16 protein-coding genes are annotated in these 19,175 nt (G+C 36.9%); 14 read left to right on the top strand and 2 right to left on the bottom strand.

Features of this window, described 5'->3' with window-relative positions; all coding sequences use genetic code 11:
- Nucleotides 1–15: 15 nt before the first annotated feature.
- From pcrA to ACS127_RS00685, 11 genes are all read left to right on the top strand, one after another.
- Nucleotides 16–2,250, top strand: coding sequence for a DNA helicase PcrA (pcrA, locus tag ACS127_RS00735; RefSeq protein WP_440896565.1), 2,235 nt, complete (start codon nt 16–18; stop codon nt 2,248–2,250).
- Between the two features lie 12 nt (nt 2,251–2,262).
- The gene (gene ligA / locus ACS127_RS00730; RefSeq protein WP_440896564.1) at nt 2,263–4,266 is read left to right on the top strand and encodes an NAD-dependent DNA ligase LigA; all 2,004 of its coding nucleotides are present in this window, start codon (nt 2,263–2,265) and stop codon (nt 4,264–4,266) included.
- Nucleotides 4,267–4,285: 19 nt separating this feature from the next.
- Nucleotides 4,286–5,458, top strand: a complete 1,173-nt coding sequence (locus tag ACS127_RS00725; protein ID WP_440896563.1) for a CamS family sex pheromone protein — start codon at nt 4,286–4,288, stop codon at nt 5,456–5,458.
- Between the two features lie 172 nt (nt 5,459–5,630).
- Nucleotides 5,631–5,921 carry an Asp-tRNA(Asn)/Glu-tRNA(Gln) amidotransferase subunit GatC gene (gene gatC, locus ACS127_RS00720; RefSeq protein ID WP_440896562.1) on the top strand — a complete coding sequence of 97 codons (291 nt, stop codon included), beginning with the start codon at nt 5,631–5,633 and terminating at the stop codon, nt 5,919–5,921.
- Nucleotides 5,922–5,936: 15 nt separating this feature from the next.
- A complete protein-coding gene (gene gatA / locus ACS127_RS00715; RefSeq protein WP_440896561.1) occupies nt 5,937–7,415 on the top strand; it encodes an Asp-tRNA(Asn)/Glu-tRNA(Gln) amidotransferase subunit GatA in 1,479 nt (492 codons plus the stop codon).
- Nucleotides 7,416–8,846, top strand: coding sequence for an Asp-tRNA(Asn)/Glu-tRNA(Gln) amidotransferase subunit GatB (gatB, locus tag ACS127_RS00710; RefSeq protein ID WP_440896560.1), 1,431 nt, complete (start codon nt 7,416–7,418; stop codon nt 8,844–8,846).
- Nucleotides 8,847–8,949: 103 nt separating this feature from the next.
- Nucleotides 8,950–9,894 carry a diacylglycerol kinase gene (locus ACS127_RS00705; protein ID WP_440896559.1) on the top strand — a complete coding sequence of 315 codons (945 nt, stop codon included), beginning with the start codon at nt 8,950–8,952 and terminating at the stop codon, nt 9,892–9,894.
- A 153-nt stretch (nt 9,895–10,047) separates the two neighbouring features.
- Complete coding sequence (rlmD, locus tag ACS127_RS00700; RefSeq protein ID WP_440896558.1) at nt 10,048–11,439, top strand: 23S rRNA (uracil(1939)-C(5))-methyltransferase RlmD; 1,392 nt, start codon at nt 10,048–10,050, stop codon at nt 11,437–11,439.
- 40 nt (nt 11,440–11,479) lie between these two features.
- Complete coding sequence (locus tag ACS127_RS00695) at nt 11,480–11,743, top strand: DUF6429 family protein (protein ID WP_440896557.1); 264 nt, start codon at nt 11,480–11,482, stop codon at nt 11,741–11,743.
- A 103-nt stretch (nt 11,744–11,846) separates the two neighbouring features.
- Nucleotides 11,847–12,314 carry a GNAT family N-acetyltransferase gene (locus ACS127_RS00690; protein WP_440896556.1) on the top strand — a complete coding sequence of 156 codons (468 nt, stop codon included), beginning with the start codon at nt 11,847–11,849 and terminating at the stop codon, nt 12,312–12,314.
- A 729-nt stretch (nt 12,315–13,043) separates the two neighbouring features.
- Nucleotides 13,044–13,814, top strand: a complete 771-nt coding sequence (locus ACS127_RS00685; protein ID WP_440896555.1) for a dihydrofolate reductase family protein — start codon at nt 13,044–13,046, stop codon at nt 13,812–13,814.
- A 543-nt stretch (nt 13,815–14,357) separates the two neighbouring features.
- On the opposite strand, the gene ACS127_RS00680 is transcribed toward ACS127_RS00685, so the two are convergent.
- Together ACS127_RS00680 and ACS127_RS00675 are read right to left on the bottom strand one after the other, a co-directional pair.
- A complete protein-coding gene (locus tag ACS127_RS00680) occupies nt 14,358–14,978 on the bottom strand; it encodes a GyrI-like domain-containing protein (RefSeq protein WP_440896554.1) in 621 nt (206 codons plus the stop codon).
- A gap of 51 nt (nt 14,979–15,029) precedes the next feature.
- Nucleotides 15,030–15,929: a helix-turn-helix transcriptional regulator gene (locus ACS127_RS00675; RefSeq protein WP_440896553.1), complete on the bottom strand. Its 900-nt coding sequence runs from the start codon at nt 15,927–15,929 to the stop codon at nt 15,030–15,032.
- Between the two features lie 708 nt (nt 15,930–16,637).
- On the opposite strand from ACS127_RS00675, the gene ACS127_RS00670 reads away from it, so the two are divergent.
- The 3 genes from ACS127_RS00670 (at nt 16,638) to ACS127_RS00660 (ending at nt 19,147) form a co-directional block, all read left to right on the top strand.
- Complete coding sequence (locus tag ACS127_RS00670) at nt 16,638–17,318, top strand: response regulator transcription factor (protein ID WP_440896552.1); 681 nt, start codon at nt 16,638–16,640, stop codon at nt 17,316–17,318.
- An 82-nt stretch (nt 17,319–17,400) separates the two neighbouring features.
- Nucleotides 17,401–18,321, top strand: coding sequence for an ABC transporter ATP-binding protein (locus tag ACS127_RS00665; protein WP_440896551.1), 921 nt, complete (start codon nt 17,401–17,403; stop codon nt 18,319–18,321).
- The gene (locus tag ACS127_RS00660; protein ID WP_440896550.1) at nt 18,314–19,147 is read left to right on the top strand and encodes a hypothetical protein; all 834 of its coding nucleotides are present in this window, start codon (nt 18,314–18,316) and stop codon (nt 19,145–19,147) included. Before ACS127_RS00665 ends, ACS127_RS00660 begins: the two co-directional genes overlap by 8 nt.
- Nucleotides 19,148–19,175 lie beyond the last annotated feature (28 nt).

Raw genomic sequence — 19,175 nt, 5'->3', positions numbered from 1 at the left:
AAAGGCGGTGTCATTGTGAGTCAACCCATTAAACATTTACTTGATGGATTAAATGATAAGCAAAGAGAAGCGGTTCAAAAGACAGAGGGTCCGCTTTTAATTATGGCAGGCGCCGGAAGTGGAAAAACACGTGTGTTAACACACCGGATTGCCTATTTATTAGATGAAAAACAAATTTCACCAAGAAACGTTTTGGCTATTACCTTCACAAATAAAGCGGCTCGAGAAATGAAGGACAGAGTCAGTCAGCTTGTGGGACCAGAGGCCGATTATATGTGGGTGTCAACCTTTCACTCGATGTGTGTTCGGATGTTACGTCGAGATGCGGACCGAATTGGTTTAAGCCGCAGCTTTACGATTTTGGATAGCGGTGATCAATTAACGGTCATTAAGAATATTATAAAGGAAAAAAATATCGACCCGAAAAAATTTGAACCCAGAGCGATACTTGCAGGAATTAGTTCAGCAAAAAACAATGTCCAAACACCTGATCAATTTCAGGCAAGTGCAGGAGATTATTATCAAAAAGTTATTGCTGATGTTTATCAAAGTTATCAAAAAACACTAATCAAAAATCAATCACTTGATTTTGATGATTTAATTATGCAGACCATTCATTTATTTGATCGAGTTCCAGAAGCACTTGAATATTATCAGCGACGTTTTCAATATATTCATGTTGATGAATATCAAGATACGAACTATGCGCAATACTATTTAGTCAAAAAACTAGCTGAAAAATATCAAAACCTTTGTGTGGTTGGTGATTCTGACCAATCAATTTACCGTTGGCGTGGGGCAGATATTAAGAATATATTGTCATTTGAAAAGGATTATCCAAATGCTGAGATCGTCCTGCTAGAGCAAAATTATCGGTCAACCCAATCCATTCTGGATGCAGCCAATGCAGTGATAAAAAATAACTCCGATCGTAAAGCGAAAAAACTTTGGACCGATAATGACAGTGGTTCGAAACTAAATTATTATGAGGCAGCAACAGAACGCTACGAGGGAATTTATGTAGCGAATCAAATAGAAGATTACATTCAATCACATGCCTTTAACTATCGTGATGTAGCTGTTTTATATCGAACAAATGCTCAATCAAGGGCAATTGAAGAAACGTTTGTTAAAGCAAATATCCCTTATCAAATGGTTGGTGGAACCAAATTCTACGATCGAAAAGAAATAAAAGATATGCTTGCCTATCTTCGTTTAATTTCAAATCCAAACGACGATTTAAGCTTTGCTCGAGTTGTTAATGAGCCCAAGCGTGGTATTGGCAGAGCATCGCTAGAAAAACTTGAACATTATGCAGCCAATCACGATATCTCGCTTTATACAGCGACCCAAGAGATTGATTTTGTTGGTTTAAGTACCCGTGCGACCCAATCGTTAGCGAAATTTGGTCAAATGATTAAGAATTGGGTTCAGCAGCAGGAATTTCTAACAGCAACAGACATGGTTGAAGAAGTTTTAGAAAAAACAGGTTATTTGGAAATGCTGAGTAATGATCGAACGATTGAAGCACAAACTCGATTAGAAAACTTGAACGAATTTAAAACCGTTACTCAGAACTTCGAGCAGGAAAGTGAAGATAAAACCTTAGTTGCTTTCTTAACTGATTTAGCACTTATTGCAGATATTGATCGTATGGATGATGATCCTTTTGCCGATAATAAAGTAACGATGATGACATTACATGCTGCTAAAGGCTTAGAGTTCCCAGTTGTTTTTCTAGTTGGGATGGAGGAAAATGTTTTCCCGCATAGTCGTTCATTAATGGATGATGAGGAAATGTCTGAAGAACGCCGGTTAGCCTATGTCGGGATGACAAGAGCTGAAAAAATTTTGCATCTTACCCATGCGAAAATGCGAACACTTTATGGACGTACAAATATGAACAGTATGAGTCGATTTATTCGTGAAATTCCGATAGATTTACTAACAGGATTTGCAGAACAGAAGGATGATTTACCTTTTGGTCTCTCTAACCAGAGACAAACTTTATCACACGATTCGGTTCAACAAAAAAAACAGCCGGCTAAACGATCAGCCCAAAAGACAACGACTGGTGGAGAAAAGGAAGCTTGGCAAGTTGGCGATAAAGCGCAACATAAAAAATGGGGACTTGGCACAATTGTAAGGGTGACAGGTACAGGTGATTCGATGGAGTTAGATGTTGCTTTTCCTGCTCCGACAGGTGTGAAACGCTTATTAGCAAAATTTGCACCGATCACGAAAGGATAATGAAGAGAGGTGATGGCTTTGGCATCTTTAGAGAAAAAAATAACTGATTTGCGTCACTTATTGCATCAATATGGTTATCAATACTATGTGTTAGATAATCCAACTGTCCCAGATGCGGAATATGATCGATTAATGCAAGAATTAATCGATCTTGAAGCGCAGCATCCAGAACTTATTACACCCGATTCGCCGAGTCAAAGAATTGGTGGACAGCCGCTTGAAGGATTTGTAAAAGTAGAGCATAACATACCTATGTTGAGCTTGGCTAATGCATTTAATGAACAAGATTTACGTGAATTTGACCGACGCGTTCGTGATGGATTAGCACTCGAAACGGTTGATTATGTTTGTGAATTAAAAATTGATGGATTAGCTGTTTCACTTCGTTATCAGGATGGACTTTTTCAACAAGGTGCAACCCGCGGCGATGGCTCTATCGGTGAGGATATCAGTCAAAATTTAAGAACCATTCGAAGCATTCCATTAAAAATTGATGAAACAAACACAATTGAGGTTCGTGGTGAAGCCTTTATGCCAAAAAAATCCTTCATTCGCATGAATAAGGAACGTGAAGAACAAGGGCTAGAGTTGTTTGCCAATCCGAGAAATGCAGCAGCTGGTTCATTGCGCCAACTAAATCCAAAAATTGCTGCCGAAAGACATTTAGATATTTTTCTGTATGCTGTTGGAGAGTGGCAAGCGGGTACGATTGCTACACATAGTGAACGATTAACCTATTTAAATAAATTAGGCTTTAAAATTAATCAAGAATGGAAAAAATGTCAAGGCATCAATCAAGTTATTGAATATGTAGAAGCATGGATTGATAAACGAAATGATCTATCTTATGATATTGATGGAATTGTGATTAAAGTTGATCGTCTCGATTACCATGATATTTTAAAGACAACAGCTAAAAGCCCACGTTGGGCGATTGCCTACAAGTTTCCTGCTGAAGAGGCAGTAACGAAATTAATTGATGTCATCCTTAGTGTAGGGCGGACAGGAGTTGTTACCCCCACTGCACTACTTGAACCCGTTCAAGTGGCAGGAACAACGGTACAACGTGCTTCACTTCATAATGAAGACTACATTCAAGAAAAAGATATTCAATTAAATGATGCTGTGGTTATTAAAAAGGCAGGCGATATTATTCCAGAAGTCGTCCGTGTGATTCGAGAGCAAAGGGACGAGACGGTGAGGCCATTTAAAATGCCAGATCATTGCCCATCATGTGGAGCAGAATTAGAAAGGCTTGAGGGAGAAGTAGCCTTGCGCTGCATGAATCCGAATTGCCCTGCTCAATTAAAAGAAGGATTGATTCACTTTGCTTCACGTAATGCCATGAATATTGATGGCTTAGGGGAAAAGATAGTTGAACAACTATATACTTATAAACTCGTTCATCAGGTAACAGATCTATATCAGTTGGAACGAGAGAAATTATTAGAGCTTGAACGAATGGGAGCTAAATCAGTCGATAATTTGCTGCGAGCGATTGAAGCTTCAAAGTCAAATTCACTTGAACGATTGCTTTTTGGTTTAGGGATTCGCTTTGTTGGTGTTACGGCAGCGAAACTTTTAGCGATAGCTTTTGGGGAGATTGAAAAGATCCAACAAGCTTCATATGAAGAGCTTATCGCTATCGATGAAATTGGTGAAAAAATGGCAGACTCGATTGTTCGGTATTTTTCCAATGAAAAAGTTGCCTTAATGCTTGAAAAGCTGAAACAATTGGGTGTTAATACAAGCTATCTTGGTGTTAAACCAACAAGTGAAAAGATAAACGCTGTGTTCCAAGATAAAACAATTGTTTTAACAGGTAAACTTAAACAATTAACTCGAGATGAGGCCAAAGGTAAGATCGAAGACATGGGTGGAAAAGTAACTGGAAGTGTGAGTAAGAAGACAGATTTACTTATTGCTGGTGAAGAGGCAGGTTCGAAATTATCAAAAGCAGAACAGCTTGGAATTGACATTTGGAATGAACAACAGTTTGTTGAAAAAATAGAGTAAGAATAGGAGGGGGAATTCAATGAAGCGTTTGTACGTGGTAAGCGTGGTTTTATGGGTAGTTTTGCTTGCTGGTTGTGCACCTGACTTTAGTAGTAATGATCAAGAAGAAGTCATCGATGAAACATTACCAGAAGATGTTGATCAGGAGACAGCTATCATCCCTAATTATAGTGTCTCAGAAGCTGAATATCAGGTTCTTTTACCGTATCGATTGAGTCAATCAAGGGGAGTAACAACAAATCAGGTTTCCAATAGATTAGATATTACCGCTCTAGAAGATGATCTGCGTCGTCATTCAACGACAGTCTTTGACCCGGAATCTTACTTTTTCCAAGAAGGGCAAAAAATTGATTACAATGAATTATTAAGTTGGTTAGAACGGGAGTCTGACTCGACTGAACAAGGATTAAATCCATCAGTTGATATTGATGATGATACATCGACTGATGATAAAATTGAAATGGAACGGGAAAATCCAAAGTACCTATCTCATATATTGGAACAAAACTATTTGATTCGAACGGATGATAATTCTGTTCAATTGGCTGGAATCTCTCTAGGGATAGCGATGAAATCTAACTATCGTTTTCAAACCGAAGTCGGCGGTCCGTTTTATTATGAAGACATTGGTCAAAATGAGATGTTAGCCGAGGCAGCTGACATAACAGAAGAAGTCGTTAGTCGACTTAGAGCTAAAGATGGTCTGGCAGAAATTCCAATTATGGTAGGAATCTATCGTGAGGCTCCTCGTGATGGCCTTGTTCCAGGAAGTTTTGTCGCCAAAACAACGATTCAAGGTGGAAGTGAGAATGTTGATAGCTGGGAATCAATCGATGAGTCTTATGTTCTTTTCCCTTCTAGTGAGGCTCAGGATATTGATCCGAATTTGTCGTCAACAGTCGATGAATTTAAGTCGGAAATTGCAAGTTATTTTCCAAACTATGTTGGTGTCATTGGCGAAGGTTTTTATCAAGATGGGGAAATTCGCCGTCTAATTCTTGATATTCCGATTGAATTTTACGGTCAAGCAGAAGTTACTGGCTTCACTCAATATGTCTATGGATTAATTATGGATAGCTTCCAACCTCACTTTGATATTGAAGTCAATATCAAATCAAATGATAGACAAGAAAGCCTTATTGTTAGAGAGTCAGGGAATGAAGAACCTTTTGTGCATATTTACCAGCGTTAGTTTCCTAGTGTAGAAAAGTTCATATATAGTTATATAGAGATGAGATAAATAAGGGGAAAAGCTAGTTATTATTTTCAAAAAATAGCAAATGAATAGTTGCGTAATCGGCTTACTGTTTGCTATGATCATTAATATGCTTAAAACGTTATAAAATCTTGTGGAGGTGAAGGAAATGCCTGATATTTCAAAGGAACAAGTTAAAAAAATTGCCGATGTAGCTAGATTAGCCATCACAGAAGAAGAAATAGAAGTACGAATGAAACAATTAAGTGAAATGATGAAATATGCTACGGTTTTAAATGATTTAGATACAAGTCATGTTGAACCTACTACTCATGTCCTCGACTTCAATAATGTGATGCGAAAAGATGAGCCGCGACAGTGGATTAGTCAAGAAGAAGCACTAAAAAACGCACCAAATCAAAAGGATGGTCAATTCCGAGTACCATCAATTTTAGAATAGGAGGACCGCTGAAAAATGTCTATTTTTGATTATACATTAAAAGAATTGCAAGAGAAGCTAAATAACAAAGAATTAACTGTTACTGATCTTGTTCAGGCTTCTTTTGATCAGATTGATAGGGTCGATGATGAAATCAAAGCTTTCATCACCCTAAATCAAGGACAAGCTCTTGAACAAGCGAAACAACTCGATCAAGAAGTTAATCAAGTGAATAACCCGTTATTTGGAATTCCAATTGGAATTAAAGATAATATTGTAACAAAAGATTTACGGACAACTTGTGCAAGTATGATGTTAGATAATTTTAATCATCCGTTATATGATGCAACGGCGATTGAAAAATTAGCACAGGAAAAAACGATCACAATTGGTAAATTAAATATGGATGAATTTGCGATGGGTTCATCAACCGAGAAATCGACTTATTTTGTGACACGAAATCCATGGAATACTGATTATGTCCCAGGGGGTTCAAGTGGAGGCTCAGCAGCAGCTGTCGCTGCTCGTGAAGTCTTTTTCTCATTAGGATCTGACACAGGAGGATCCGTTCGTGGTCCCGCGTCTTACTGTGGTGTTGTTGGGATGAAACCTACCTATGGTTTAGTTTCCCGTTTTGGACTTGTTGCCTTTTCTTCCTCTTTAGATCAAATTGGAACGATGACAAAAACGGTTGAAGATAATGCCCATTTACTGCAAGCTATTGCTGGACACGATCCAATGGATTCAACAACAGCCAATATTGAAGTACCGAATTATCAGGATCAATTGAAAAAAGGTGTAAAAGGACTTAAGATTGCTGTTCCGAAAGAATACCTTGCAGAAGGCATCAATGATGAAGTTCGGTCATCTGTTCTGGATGCTTTAAAAACTTATGAAGCCCTTGGCGCAACTTGGGAAGAGGTTTCATTACCCCATTCGAAATATGCGGTAGCTGCTTATTATCTGATTTCTTCAGCAGAAGCATCAGCCAACCTAGCCCGTTTTGACGGTATCCGTTACGGACGTCATTCAGAAAATGCCGATAATATGATTGACCTCTTTAAACAATCGCGTAGTGAAGGCTTTGGTGATGAAGTTAAACGTCGCATTTTATTTGGTACAATCGCATTAAGTTCAGAATACTATGAAGACTTTTATAAAAAAGCACTCCAAGCTCGAACATTAATTAAAGAAGAGTTTGAGCAAGTTTTTGCAGAGTATGATGTTATTATCGGTCCAACAACACCGACAACGGCTTTTAAAGTCGGAGAGCATACGGAAGAAGACGATTCGATGACAATGTATCTCAATGATCTGCTGACACTTCCAGTTAATTTAGCGGGTATACCTGCTATTTCAATCCCATCTGGTTTTTCAAAAGAAACAGGCTTACCCTTCGGCTTGCAAATTATTGGGAATTACTTTGATGAATCAACGATTTATCGGACAGCTTATGCTTTTGAACAAGCAACAGATCACCATAAGCAACGTCCGAACTTGGGAGGTGTGAAGTAAATGAATTTTGAAACAGTTATTGGTCTTGAAGTCCATGTTGAATTAAAAACAGACTCAAAGATTTTTAGCCCGAGTCCGAACCATTTTGGAGCAAAACCAAATGAAAATGTTAATCCAATTGATTTAGCTTACCCAGGTGTTTTACCTGTTCTGAATGAAAAAGCAGTAAATTATGCGATGAAAGCAGCAATGGCACTGAACTGTGAGATTGCGACTGAGACAAAATTCGATCGTAAAAATTACTTTTATCCTGATAATCCAAAGGCCTATCAAATTTCACAATTTGATCAACCCATTGGTGAAAATGGTTGGATTGATATCGAGGTAGATGGAAAGACCAAACGTATTCGGATCAACCGCCTACATATAGAAGAAGATGCGGGAAAACTGATCCACAGTGATGATGGATATTCATTAGTCGATTATAACCGAGCGGGTACACCACTTGTTGAAATTGTTTCTGAAGCTGATATGCGTTCACCAGAGGAAGCCTATGCTTATCTTGAAAAATTGAAAAACATTATTAAATATACCGGTGTTTCAGATTGTAAGATGGAAGAGGGCTCATTGCGATGTGATGCCAATGTTTCACTCCGTCCAATTGGTCAGGAAGAGTTTGGGACAAAAACAGAATTAAAAAACTTAAACTCATTTTCCTTTGTCCAAAAGGGGATTGAATTTGAAGAAAAACGTCAGCGTGAAGTTTTATTATCAGGTGGCGTAATTTTGCAAGAAACACGTCGTTATGATGAGCAAACTAAAGAAACTATTTTGATGCGTGTCAAAGAAGGGGCCGACGATTATCGTTATTTCCCTGAACCAGACCTCATGCCGTTGTATATTGATGAGGATTGGAAAGAGCGTATTCGCGCTGAAATTCCAGAGCTTCCAGATGCAAGAAAGGCACGTTATATTGAAGAATATAAATTACCAGCTTATGATGCAATGGTACTCACCAATGCAGTTGAGATATCAGATTTCTTCGAAGCAACAATTGCAGCAGGTGCTGATATTAAACAAGCCTCTAACTGGTTAATGGGTGAAGTCTCAGCCTATATGAATAAACAACAGAAAGAACTCTCAGAGCTACCATTAACACCCGAAGGATTAGCAAAAATGATTACACTGATTGATGATGGAACGATTTCATCGAAAATGGCGAAGAAAGTCTTTGCTGAGCTCGTTGAAAAAGGTGGCGATCCAGAAAAAATCATCAAGGAAAAAGGTCTAGTCCAAATTTCAGATGAAGGGCAACTAACTGAAATTATTACAACTATTCTTGATAATAATCAACAATCAATTGAAGACTTCAAGAATGGAAAAGATCGAGCACTTGGTTTCTTAGTTGGTCAAGTCATGAAAGAAACAAAGGGACAAGCCAATCCGCCAATGGTTAACAAAATTATTTTAGCTGAAATGGAAAAACGCTAAAGTCATAAGAGAGGCTATCAATACATAACATATTGATAGTCTTTTTTTTTCGAAGATGGTATGATGAGAACAGGTAAAACAGTATGTGGATCGGAGGATCGTCATGAAACGGGCACGAATTATTTATAACCCAACATCAGGGAGGGAATCTTTCAGAAATAAACTTCCTGACGTTTTAGTAAAGTTTGAACGAGCTGGATATGAAACATCAGCCCATGAAACAACAGCTGCTGGTGATGCGATTGAAGCAGCGAGGCTAGCCGTTGCTCATCGGTTTGATACGGTGGTTGCCGTCGGTGGGGATGGGACAATTAATGAGGTTGTTACGGGACTAGCCGAAGCCATTCATCGCCCTCGCTTAGGTATTATCCCTGCTGGGACAACAAATGACTTTGCTCGAGCACTTAGCCTTCCAAAAACAATCGACAAAGCTGTCGATGTGATCCTATCTGGACATACAAAAAAACTTGATATCGGAAAGGTCAATGAACATTATTTTGTTAATATAGCTGGTGGAGGCAAACTTACCGAAGTCTCTTATGAAGTACCAAGTAAGCTAAAAACCTTAATTGGGCAACTCGCATATTTTATTAAAGGAGCTGAGCTGCTTCCGAGATTACGACCGATTTATACTCGAATTGAATATGATGGGCAGATTTTTCAAGATGAAATTATGCTCTTCTTAGTCGCAAATACAAATTCGGTTGGTGGTTTTGAAAAATTAGCCCCAGAAGCGAATATGAATGATGGTCTCTTTGATTTACTTGTTTTAAAAAAATGTAATATAGCTGAATTTATTCGTGTGGTTACTTCTGCAACAAGAGGCGCTCACTTTGATGATCCGAACGTCTTTTACGTTCAAGCTAAAAACATTAGTGTTCACACTGAAGAAAGAATGCAGCTTAATGTTGATGGTGAATACGGTGGTAATTTACCAGGGAAATTCTCGAATTTAAAACAGCACATCGAATACTTTTTGCCGATTCAAGAGCAGCCTAAAATAACGACGAATGAAAATGTAACAGTGAAAGACAAGGCTCTCGATTAAATTCAAGAGCCTTTTTAAGGTGCCGGAAGAGAAAATTTACGATATTATTCGTATTTCCCGGGAAATAAAGTCGAATGATGGATAGCTATCCGATGAAAAAAGTCTTATCATGGATGAACAGGATTATCCTATTTTAGAAAAGGAGTCAATTCAATGACTAAACAGCAAACACCCGTACAAAAAAATCAAAAACTTAAGCTATCATTTGAAGACATGACGCATGAAGGCAATGGTGTTGGCAAAATAGCGGGTTATCCTGTTTTTGTTCCGAATATTTTACCAGGCGAAACGGCTAAGATTAAAGTCATTAAAGTGAAGAAGAATTTTGCAATTGGTAAACGGCTTGAATTAATAAAAGCTAGTCCAGATCGGGTGGATCCACCATGTAATGTCTATTTCCAATGTGGAGGATGTCAGCTTCAACATATGAGTTACTCAATGCAATTGGAAATGAAACGAAATCAAGTTGAAAATACTCTGCGAAAAATTGCTCATATCAAAAATGTTGACGTTGAACCCACACTGGGAATGGAGGAACCGTGGCGCTATCGGAATAAAGTACAAATTCCCGTTGGAGAAAAGGATGGTGAATTGATCACTGGCTTTTATCGAAAACGAAGCCACGACATTATCGAAGGTATGGATCGTTGTATCGTGACGTCTGAAGTGAATGATCAAATGGTTGAAACCGTACGAAAAATAGCTGATAGTCTAGGAATCCAGGCTTATGATGAGCAGACACATCGCGGTGTTCTACGCCATATTATGGTTCGTACTGGTGAAAATACGGGAGAAACAATGATTGTGATCGTCACAAAAACTAAAAAATTGCCGAAAGAAGAGCAGTTGATTAGGCAGATTATCGAACGTCATCCAGAAGTGACCTCTATCATGCAAAATATTAACGCAGAGCGAACGAATGTGATTCTAGGAAAGCAAACAAAGCGTTTGTGGGGAGAAGAATATATTTACGATACGATTGGTGAGATTAAATTCGCCATTTCAGCTTTGTCTTTCTATCAAATCAATCCTAAGCAAACGAAGGTACTCTACGATAAAGCTTTAGAATTCGCCAATCTCACTGGTGATGAAACAGTAATTGATGCTTATTGCGGGATCGGTAGTATCTCACTTTTCCTTGCTCAAAAAGCAAAAAAAGTCTATGGTGTGGAAATTGTCCCACAAGCGATTGAAGACGCAAAGAAAAATGCTGAATTAAACGATCTCACGAATGCGGAATTTGTTGTTGGACAAGCCGAAAAAATCATGCCAACATGGAAAGCAAAAGGTCTACAACCAGATGTGATCGTTGTTGATCCACCAAGAAAAGGTTGTGACCCATCGTTACTCGAAGCGATGATTGAAATGAATCCTGAACGGATTGTTTATGTATCCTGTAATCCTTCAACATTAGCAAGAGATTTAGCCATCTTAACAGAAGGCGGCTATCAAACGAAAAAAGTCCAACCCGTAGATCTTTTCCCACAAACTTCGCATACAGAAGTTGTTTGTTTACTTGAGCGAAGCTCTGAAGTCATAAAATAAATTTATTATTAAAAATTCCAAAGTAAAGGGGGCTTTGAAAGTGGATAAAACAACTCCAGAAAAGGCAATGAAGGAATTGACAATAATGCTAATGTATTTATCAAGATTTAATGAAGGGGATCGTTTTGATTCAAGCATGGATATGGCTTGGAAAGGGTACGATTTTGATATTATTAATGAATTAGATGATGAAGATTATATTAGGCAAGGAAATTATCGTTCTAAGTCTGTTGCAATAACTGAAGAGGGGATAAAATTAGCAGAAAACCTTTTGAATAAATACAATATAAAGGATTGGGAGTAGCATAGAAAAAAGAATTGTTAGAGATCTAAGGGTTCAAGTGGAGTTAAGATCCTTTTTGGAGTTAGGATGGCTATACGAGTAATTACAACAAAAGAGGTGTAAAATGTTAGTTGAAAATCCAAATAGAACAGACCAGTTAATCGGTGAATTAACTACAGTATGGGAAGGCTCTGTAAAAGCCACGCATACATTTTTAACTGAAAAGGATATCATAGGTCTAAAACCTTTTGTCGAAATAGGCATTAGGGAAATTGATCATTTAATAGTTACGTATGATGATCATCATCCAATAGGGTTTATGGGGATAGCTCAAGAAAAGGTTGAAATGCTATTTCTCAGACCAGAATGTATAGGGAAAGGGATAGGTAAGAAGTTAATTACAAGAGCCATTCATGAGTATGGCGTAGTGTATGTTGATGTGAATGAGCAAAATCCTCATGCAGTAGACTTCTATAAACGTGTAGGTTTCAAGGTATTTGAACGAACAGAATTTGACGAACAAGGTAATCCGTTTCCTATTTTAAAAATGAAATATGAATACTCCCGTCACTTAAATTCCAAAGAAATTTAAAGTGGTGGGATTTGAGGTGTTAACTTTGAAAATGTTGATTAACCATCAGAGGAGTTGACACAATGGTGTGCTGAAAACCCCCAACCCTGCTATTCTACGGTCCTGCGTTTGGAACTACTTTTCAGCTTACCTGAGGCTCACACGTTTGTGTGTCTTGGTTGACATGTTAAGCTTGAACATTTTATGCGGTAAAGCAACGGTTCTCACTCTAACCTGCTATGTTCAGTTTTCAAAGAATATCTTTCAAACATATCACATCATGCAAATGTAAGTTTGTTAATGTAGAAATGCTTGGATGATTCACCTTCCAACTATATTACTGGGTTTCCTCTGCATATTCCTTGAGGTTGGTAGTTCTCTCACTAGTTCTTATATACTTTCCTTCAATAAAACCTTTTGTCTTTATATTGACCTAGAGTTAACTTTAGGCACTATAATAATGATATCATATAAAATATCATTGCCCTTGTATAAAAAATAAAACTCATGTCAAGGAAAGCGCTTGATCTAGGGTGTGCGAATGCGTGACTACCAAGCTAAAGCTTGCTAGTTCTCAGTCTGTTTGACAAATTTGACATTGATCAAAAAAGTTTATGCAACGCAGTGGTAAAATATACAATTGTCTAAATGAAGGAAATAATGATGTTCAAGTTGATGTTAACCATTATTACGCACATTCATTTGCAAGGGTATGATATGAAAATAATTTAAAATAAGGAGGAAATAAAAATGGAGATTAATAATAGACCTTATGTATTTTGTCACATGTTGACTTCATTAGATGGCAAAGTGATCGGTAATTTTATGGACATTCCAGAGTCTAGTGAATCGCATCAAGTATTCTATGATATAGCTTTTGGTGAGGAGCGATTCTATCAACATTCTGGTTGGTTATCGGGGCGAATGACTTCAGATTATAATTATACTTATTATAAGAAACCAGAATTAGATGAATCCAGTGAAGAAGTTCCTGCAGGTGATTTTATTGCTGAACAAGATTTAGATATGTACTATATTTCGATTGATTCAAAAGGTGTTTTGGCGTGGGAAACTGCTGAAATTTCCTTTAAGCAAACAAAAGCTCATGTAGTTGAAGTTTTAAGTGAGAAAGCAAGCAATGCTTACAAAGCATATTTGCGGCAGCGTCATATTTCTTACATTATTTGCGGGGAAAAGACGATTGATTTTGAACTGATGTTGACTAAACTAAAAGATATATTCAAAATGGAAACCGTCATGCTTGGTGGCGGTGGTGTATTAAATTGGTCATTTATTCAGCAAGGATTATGCGATGAATTAAGTCAAGTTATTGCTCGCGCTTCTGATGGATCGAACCAAACACCAGCTTTATTTGATGAAGTAGAAGGTTTAAGTGATGATCGTCCAGTAGGATTTAAGTTAATTAATGTTGATAGTTTTGAGAAGGGGACGATCTGGTTGAGATATAAAGTAGGCGATATTTATGAATCTGAACGTTGGATTGATAAGTCTGAAAAGTAAAAAAAGTATACTAGATGGTTTAATCAATGAGTAGTAGGGCCTGGATTTATGTAAATGAGCAAAGTCTTCATGCAGTAGACTTCAAGGTATTTGAACGAACAAAATTTGACGAATAAGATAATCCGTTTTCTATTTTAAAAATGAAATATGAATAAAATAAAACTTCAATCAGTGGGAGCTTTCATTTTCTCCTCCACTGATTGAAGTTTTCGTTTGATAACGAGAGAAGTTAACTTCCTTTCATCTCTTCTCCATGTAATCGTTCTAAATATTACAAATGGTCTGATCTCCAACTTCTCATGGATACTAATAATGGTTTTAACTCATGTCCGTACTCCTATAGATGAACCGGCGTTTATTCGTGAAGTCTTAGCAAAGTTAACTTGACTTATCCAAAAAGAGGAAGGTGAAAAATATCCATTTCCTCTTTTTTATGCTGAAATAAAAGTTTTCAGAACTTAGTTTTTAACTTCATGTACAATAAGGTTCACTAATAAGAATGGCTAGTAGCAGGTTTTTATCACTATTGGCTTTTTAACCTAGTTACTCCTTTACTGAATAGCGCAAAATTGTTTTGAGTTTACTTTTATCTACTCGATTTGCGTTAGTCAGATATATTTCTCTGTGGTAGTTCTCTGTGCGTTTTAGCTTATTTTTTCTTGTAAACTCGTCCATTTTTTCAAAAGAAACAGCTTCCTCATCAAATGACCCAACATGCAGAATTTCTACACATTTTCCATCCTGTATTGTATCAAAATGGATGTCTTCATATAATGGACTAGGTTTTTTAATCTTCACACGTTCCAATGCTTCACATACCATTTCTTCTGTTATGCAATCAGGTTGGCGTATCATAAGGGTGTACTCCAAATTTTCTTTTATAAGCTCGGTATCTTCTTTTTGTTGCCATATCCCTTCCAAAGGATAGACAGTGAAATCCTGTATATCACTTAAAAGCTTGTTATCAGCTGAAGCAGATTTGTACCCCATTTTGATGGCATAAGCTAATGAATACAATGCGGAGACTTTATCCGAAAAATCTGCCTTGTTAGGGTTGCCCTTTCCACTTATCATAATGAATTTCTGTAAGGGTACATTCACTAATGCAGGTATTTTTTTCGCACCATATCTTTCTTTTTCATGCTTTCTCCATTCGTGTTTCATTTGAACACCTCCTATACATAAATCATACAAAAGAAAACCTGTCATCCGAAGTCAGGTTTTATATTTCTTTTGTATATTCTCCAATTTCTTTTCTAATCGCTCCCTAACACTTTTTGGTTCTATGACTTCTACACAATCAGCAAAAGACAATATATAAGAGTATAGCCTTTCATTGTCTGGTAATTCAGTCTGCACATACAAGTTTCCATGCTCATCCTCTGTGACTTGATCAGTAAATTCGTCGTAAACACGAAAAGCGATCCGTTTATCAAATTTTAACCTTGTCTTTATGGTTTTCTCACTTCTCACTTGTTTTTCAATTACTAGTGGTATAAAATCCTGTGAAAAGGTTTCAGATAGTATGTTAAGCGCCTTTATTCTTGTTAATTTAAAAAAGCGATAATCATCTTTCAATAGACAAAAACCGTATAAATACCAATCCTTACTTTTAAATATCAACTTGATTGGCTGTACACGGCGTTTTATCATTTTACCGTTACTATTAAAGTATTGAAAGGATATGATATTTTGATTGAAGAGAGCCATTTTAATAGAGTCGAATAGGTCTTGCTTTGGCTTATTTTGTATCCAGCTTGAAAAATCAACTTCAATCCAGTTAGTCGCTTTTACTTGAAATAACGCAGCTAATTTTATCAGTAGTTCGTTTGAATTTTCCCCATCAGTTGCTGTCATACCTTGTAAAGCCATTAAGATCTTTTCTCGTTCTGATTCTGAAAACAAGGATTTATCTAACACAAAATTATCAAGTATGGAAATGCCACCGCCTCTACCTTGTGTAGCATAGACTGGGATACCGGCACTACTCATCACATCAATATCTCGATATATAGTTCTAACCGATACTTCTAATTTTTCAGAAAGTTCTTGAGCTGTGATCTGCCCTTTTTCGAGAAGATAATATACGATTCTAAACAGTCTGCTTTCCTGCATTTTCATCGCCTCCAAATGTTATTGTAGCACATAAACTTGACGCCAAATGGCAGGTTTAAAAATAGCCTGTTTTATTTTTACAGTTAGAAATGAATACTCTCGCCACTTCATTTCTACTGACATTTGAAGTGAGGGGCCTGGGGTATCGACTTTCAAGGTGACGATTAACCACCAGTGGAGTTGACACATTGGTGTGCTAATAACACCCAACCCCGCTATCCCATGGGTCTTGCCTTTGGGACTATTTTTATTTTAGAATGATTGCTGTTGGTCGAAGCAACTTCTCAATGCGAGTGAAGGGTTCAATGAAACCCCGCTTTCATTATCAACGGTTTTAGAAGTATCCTTTCGTTTTGAAGTCAAAAGGGGTATGATAAAATTAACTCAATTTTATATAAGAATTTTGCAAATATTCGAAACAGGTTAAGAATGGATATTATTCGATTGCTTGTCAGGGTGTTGTTGGGAGGAAAAATGTATATTAATGAGCAAACTAGAGTTATCATAAATGAATGACACTCTTTTATAGCTATGACGCAAATCAATTAAAATCTTAATTTACTTAGCCGTTTAACAACATAATATAGTACTTATATAGAGACTATAGTAGTGTTGCAATGATGTAACTTTTTAATTTAAATGAAGTTATTAGAAAGATAAAAAGCAAACAAAATCATCCCAATTACTTGTGAGAGGTGGAAGTGACTTATGAAACATGAAAAAATATTGATTATTGAAGATGATAACGATATAAATGCCATGTTGTTAGCTGCGTTATCTAACGGAGGTTACGAATGTGTTCAAGCCTATTCCGGTACAGAGGGTAGACTATATATGGAGCAGACAAAGTTTGACCTTGTTTTGCTTGACCTAATGCTACCTGGTATGACTGGGGAAGAACTGTTGCACTACATACGGAAAAATCACACCACTCCAGTGATTGTAATATCTGCAAAGGGTGAGATTGATGCTAAAGTTGATTTATTGACATCAGGGGCAGATGATTATATGACCAAGCCTTTTGATTTAAAAGAATTACTTGCACGTGTGGCCGTTCAATTGAGAAAAAGTAGTCCTACAGAAAAGGTGGAGGATCACTTGCGACACAAGGGGCTTTTGCTGAAGCGAAATTCATACAGTGCAATGTTAAAGAACGAGGAAATTCCCTTAACAAGGCAAGAATTTAAGATTCTTGAGTTACTTCTTTCTCATCCTAATAAGGTTTTCAGTAAACAAGAGATATATGATTATGCTTGGGGAAATTTCTATATGGGGGAAGATAAAACGATCAATGTCCATATTAGTAATATCCGTCAAAAGCTGAAAAGAGTAGTTGATACAGAATATATAGATACTGTTTGGGGAGTTGGTTTTCGCCTTTCTCGCTAATCTTTAACCTTTCTTTAACTTTACTTTGCGATTATTTTATCTTTTCGTCTTATAATGAACTGGACGAAAAGGAGGAATTTAAATGAAATATTTATTGAATACAAATAAATTGACAAAGAAATATAAAAATTTTACTGCCGTCAATCAAGTCGATTTGCATATTCGTAAAGGAGATATTTATGGATTTATTGGTCGTAACGGGGCGGGAAAGACTACTTTTTTAAAAATGATTAGTGGTTTGGCACATCCTACAAGTGGCGAAGTAACGATGTTTGGCTACAGTGGCAAGGAACTGTACCGTCATAATGTATATATGCGGATCGGTGCTTTGATTGAAGCGCCCGGGCTGTACCCTAATATGACTGCTTTTGATAATTTAAAACTGAAATGTCTTTATGCTGGTATTTCAGAAAAAAAGTATATTGAAGACATTTTAGAACGAGTAGGTCTTTCAGATACCGGAAATAAAAAGGTAAAATCTTTTTCGCTTGGTATGAAACAACGTTTAGGTATTGCTATAGCTCTTGTTGGTGAACCAGATTTGCTGGTATTAGATGAACCGGTAAATGGGCTTGATCCTCAAGGGATTGTTGAAGTTCGCGAAATCATCCACCGGCTAAATAAGGAGAAAAATATTACCTTTATCATATCAAGTCACATTCTCGAGGAACTATCAAAAATAGCTACTAATTATGGGATTATTCATGAAGGAAACTTAATAACAGAGCTTTCTAAGGAAGAATTAATGGATCGCTGTCGGGAGCGTATTGAACTTAAGTTATCTGAACCAGAAAAGGCGTGTATCGTTCTTGAGCGCCTTGGATTTCAAGATTACCAAGTGGTAGATAAGGAAACAATCTATATTTTTGAAAGACTTACCGAAAGTGGAGACATTGCTATGTCATTGGCAAATGGGGGAGTTAGAATTAATTCCATTACTGTTAATAATGAATCTCTAGAAGGTTTTTATCTCTCCTTAACGGGAGGTGCCTCTCATGCTTAATATCATACGTGCGGATTTTTTTAGAATGACAAAAAGTAAAAGTACTTGGATCATCTTAATTACTGCGTTGGCTATAACGATCGGTTTAGTGGCCATGCTGGTCTATTTAACGGGTGTCGATACTTCTCAAATGTCAGAAGTTCAACAAGGAGACACGGGCTTCAATGTAACCGTAAATGAAAGTCTATCTGACTTTAATTTTACTACAATTGAAGGTCTATTAGAATTCTTATTCTCAAGCAATATCATGGTACTTTTTATCATTATCTTTTCTGTGTTTTTGGCAGGTGGACATAATAAAACAGGCTATATTAAAAACATGACGGGCATTGTTGGTAAGAAATATAAATTATTACTGTCTGAAAGTCTGATCATCTGCTTTTTCACGGCTGTCATCGTCATCTTAATTACAGTTGCCGCTAGTATGAGTGGAATATTATTCTTTGAAGATTTTAGTTTTAATGATTTTAGCAGTGCCTTGCCTTATCTGGGTATACAATTTATATTAATGAGTGGTTTGGGACTTGTTGTTGCATTTTTTACAGAAGTGGTTCGAAGTAATCTTGCTTCATTAGTGGTATGGATAATGTATGGTTTAGGATTAGCAACAATGTTTTTCCCTCTTATTGATAAATGGGTAAATAAACTAGACATTGTGAAGGGAACCTTCTCTATTCGTGAATATTTGATTCTGGGAAATATAGAGATGTTAACATCTGCAGATGTCACTGAGAATTGGCTTAGTATCTTAATGGTTCCATTGATTATTAGCACGATTGGATTTATGCTTTCCGCGGTTATTATAGAAAAACAAGATGTAAAGTAAAGGCGATGATAGACGATGATTTGGTTGA

Source organism: Amphibacillus sp. Q70, from assembly GCF_052055485.1.
Taxonomy (GTDB): domain Bacteria; phylum Bacillota; class Bacilli; order Bacillales; family Amphibacillaceae; genus Amphibacillus.
This window is presented reverse-complemented; position numbering and strand designations above follow the sequence as displayed.

Bases quoted from the DNA above. Each gene is read 5' to 3' on its own strand.
- ligA (WP_440896564.1), top strand. From the start codon at position 2,263: ATGGCTTTGGCATCTTTAGAGAAAAAAATAACTGATTTGCGTCACTTA.
- ACS127_RS00725 (WP_440896563.1), top strand. From the start codon at position 4,286: ATGAAGCGTTTGTACGTGGTAAGCGTGGTTTTATGGGTAGTTTTGCTT.
- gatC (WP_440896562.1), top strand. From the start codon at position 5,631: ATGCCTGATATTTCAAAGGAACAAGTTAAAAAAATTGCCGATGTAGCT.
- gatA (WP_440896561.1), top strand. From the start codon at position 5,937: ATGTCTATTTTTGATTATACATTAAAAGAATTGCAAGAGAAGCTAAAT.
- gatB (WP_440896560.1), top strand. From the start codon at position 7,416: ATGAATTTTGAAACAGTTATTGGTCTTGAAGTCCATGTTGAATTAAAA.
- ACS127_RS00705 (WP_440896559.1), top strand. From the start codon at position 8,950: ATGAAACGGGCACGAATTATTTATAACCCAACATCAGGGAGGGAATCT.
- rlmD (WP_440896558.1), top strand. From the start codon at position 10,048: ATGACTAAACAGCAAACACCCGTACAAAAAAATCAAAAACTTAAGCTA.
- ACS127_RS00690 (WP_440896556.1), top strand. From the start codon at position 11,847: ATGTTAGTTGAAAATCCAAATAGAACAGACCAGTTAATCGGTGAATTA.
- ACS127_RS00685 (WP_440896555.1), top strand. From the start codon at position 13,044: ATGGAGATTAATAATAGACCTTATGTATTTTGTCACATGTTGACTTCA.
- ACS127_RS00680 (WP_440896554.1), bottom strand. From the start codon at position 14,978: ATGAAACACGAATGGAGAAAGCATGAAAAAGAAAGATATGGTGCGAAA.
- ACS127_RS00675 (WP_440896553.1), bottom strand. From the start codon at position 15,929: ATGCAGGAAAGCAGACTGTTTAGAATCGTATATTATCTTCTCGAAAAA.
- ACS127_RS00670 (WP_440896552.1), top strand. From the start codon at position 16,638: ATGAAACATGAAAAAATATTGATTATTGAAGATGATAACGATATAAAT.
- ACS127_RS00665 (WP_440896551.1), top strand. From the start codon at position 17,401: ATGAAATATTTATTGAATACAAATAAATTGACAAAGAAATATAAAAAT.
- ACS127_RS00660 (WP_440896550.1), top strand. From the start codon at position 18,314: ATGCTTAATATCATACGTGCGGATTTTTTTAGAATGACAAAAAGTAAA.